At 42.0% G+C, this 2,707-nt stretch carries 3 protein-coding genes; all 3 read left to right on the top strand.

Annotated elements, in window-relative coordinates; genetic code table 11:
- A partial coding sequence (locus MHN01_RS23710; protein ID WP_239413814.1) for a DUF294 nucleotidyltransferase-like domain-containing protein occupies nt 1-1,327 on the top strand: 1,327 nt, incomplete at its 5' end.
- Nucleotides 1,328-1,332: 5 nt separating this feature from the next.
- Entirely contained in the window at nt 1,333-2,046 is a 714-nt protein-coding gene (locus MHN01_RS23705) for a 3'-5' exonuclease (protein WP_239413813.1), read from the top strand.
- A 296-nt stretch (nt 2,047-2,342) separates the two neighbouring features.
- Nucleotides 2,343-2,707, top strand: a 365-nt coding sequence (locus MHN01_RS23700; protein ID WP_239413812.1) for an MFS transporter, incomplete at its 3' end; no start/stop codon positions are given.

The following is a 2,707-nucleotide window of genomic DNA, read 5'->3' as shown; positions in this document are numbered from 1 at the left end:
CCAGGCGATGCGAAAGGCTCACTCATCAACTGCTGTGGTGATGGAAGCAGAGCAAATCGCGGGAGTGATCACCGACAGGGATATGACCAAGCGAGTTGTGGCGAAAGGCATTGATATCAATCAGCCAGTATCCCAAGTGATGACGGTGTCACCGTACACGATAGAACCTGAAGAGCTTATTTTAAAGGCGGTATCATTAATGATGCAGCATAATATTCGCAGCTTGCCTGTTGTTAGTAATAATAGAGTTCTCGGGTTGTTAACGACGTCTAATCTGGTTCAAAACCACCGGGTACAGGCTATTTTTTTGATAGAGAAAATCAAAGATGCCGACAGCATTGAAATATTATCTCGGTTAACCCCTGAACGTCAGGCTATTTTTGAAGCGCTGGTGGAAGGCAAGGTGAGATCGGAGATTATTGGCCAGGTGATGGCAATGATTATGGATGCCTATAATCGCCGCTTGATTCTGTTAGCCGAAGAAAAACTGGGACCACCACCTTGTGAGTATGCCTGGGTGGTTGCAGGTTCGCACGCAAGAAATGAAGTACATATGCTATCAGATCAGGATAATGCCATTATTCTTTCCGATACGGCGACGGCAAGTGACAGAATGTACTTTAACCACCTGGCTATGTATGTTTGCAATGGGCTAGACGCATGTGGGTATCCTCTGTGTACAGGAAAATACATGGCCGCTTCTCCAAAATGGTGTCAGCCATTAAGAATATGGAAGGAGTACTATCGCAAATGGGTAGCTAATCCTGAATACGACATGTTGCTCAATGCCATTGTATTTATGGAGGTTCGCGTAATTTACGGTGAAACGGAACTTTCTAACCAGCTGCAAGCATATTTACATCAGCAGATAGCGACGAATGGGTCGTTTATTGGTTCCTTAGTAAGGGGGACGATATCAGTTAACCCGCCTTTGAGTATTTTCAATAATCTGGTCGTAGAGAAAAGCGGAGATAACAGTAATACGCTCAATATTAAGAAATATGCGATCAACCTGATCGTTGATCTTGCAAGGATTTATAGCTTGTCAGAAGGTTGTCAGTTAACAGGTACTGAAGAGCGGCTTCGTTTTGTGTTTGAAAGGCAACTTATTGCCGAAGATAGCTTACAAGACATTATTGGTGCATACCGCTTTATTACCCAGGTACGCTTTACTCACCAGTTTGAAGCCCTGAAGCAAGGAAAAGAACCTAACAATCATATTGCACCAGATGCATTTGGTAGTTTTGAACGCAAACATCTGAAGGATGCATTTAGAATAATTTCTAATTTTCAAGATCTTGCCAAATTACGGTTTAATGGGGAGTAAGAATATTGGAAAAACTCCTGCGTTACTTTAATCCCTTGAGTTCCATCGAGCGAGAACGCGAAAAAAGACTCAGACAGGGCGGTTTGCCCGAGCATTTATCGGCATTACTTACTAAGCCATTTCCAGAGCATGGTGCCAACCTCAACGATCTTGAATACTTAGTGCTGGACTTTGAAACAACTGGGTTTGAACCTGAAACTGATGATATTCTGAGTGTTGGCTACCTGTGTATCAAGAACTCAAAGCTGGATATGAATTCGGCAGTACATACCTATATCCAGGGGGCTGAAGGCGTTAAGGCCGAAACGGCAGTTATCAACCATATCGTTCCGCAAATGTTGGACAATGGGCGGCCGCTCGATGATGTTATGATGCAGTTGTTCCAATGTATGAAAGGTAAAATCTTAATTGCACATGGCTCGACAATAGAAAAACGATTCATTGATCACTATTTGTTTACTCGTTATAAAATAAAACCACTTCCTCTTCTCTGGATCGATACGCTGTTATTGGAAAAATCGTTAACAATTAACAAGAACTACCAAAAGAGTGGAGATTACCGGTTAGCCTCCGTGAGAGCACGACATGGACTGCCCGAGTACTCAAACCATGGGGCGCTTATAGATGCCGTTGCCACTGGTGAGCTTTTCTTTGCTTTAATCAGCCTTATTTTTTCTCATTCGCTTCCTCGCTTGGGGAGCCTTTATCATTACAAATAACTAACCTGAAGTGTAATGAGATCTTGAATCATTTAATGGGGTGGTATCGTTTTCATTATAATGTGATTTTCTCCATGTTTACCAAGGTCGCAATGAGTGATTTGACAAAATGTTAGTCAAGTATACTCTATTGTAGGTTGCGCTCCCATTGGTAATTACAGGTTTGATTTGATTCAGGACTGAAAAGTGACAACAAAGTTGTAAACGTTTCCACAATTAATGCGTAGGTCACAGTTTCTAAGCAAGTTTTAGTAGATTATAACTGCAGTAAAATTAACAACTTTGAAGTAAGGTTTATGACGTCTGACTCTGCGATTACACTGAAAACAAAACTCTCCTATGGTCTAGGGGCTTTAGGTAAGGATTTCGCCTGCGCACCTATTTATATTTTCTTGATGTTCTATTTTACGGATGTTGCAGGTCTTTCTGCCGCATTCGTAGGTACCATCTTCCTTGCTGCTCGTATTATTGATGCTATTACCGATCCTATGATGGGGGTGATCGTCGACAATACCCGTTCTAAATTCGGTAAATTTCGCCCTTGGATAGTTATCGGTACGCTACTGAATGCCATTGTACTTGTTGGTCTTTTTAGTACACATATGTTCGAAGGTACCGCGCTATATATTTATGCAGCGGCTGCATATATTTTGTGGGGACT

Origin of the sequence: Photobacterium sp. OFAV2-7, assembly GCF_022347985.1 — a bacterium.
Classification (GTDB): Bacteria; Pseudomonadota; Gammaproteobacteria; order Enterobacterales; family Vibrionaceae; genus Photobacterium.
Note: the sequence above shows the minus strand (reverse complement) of the source record. Positions and strands in the feature narration are given on the sequence as shown.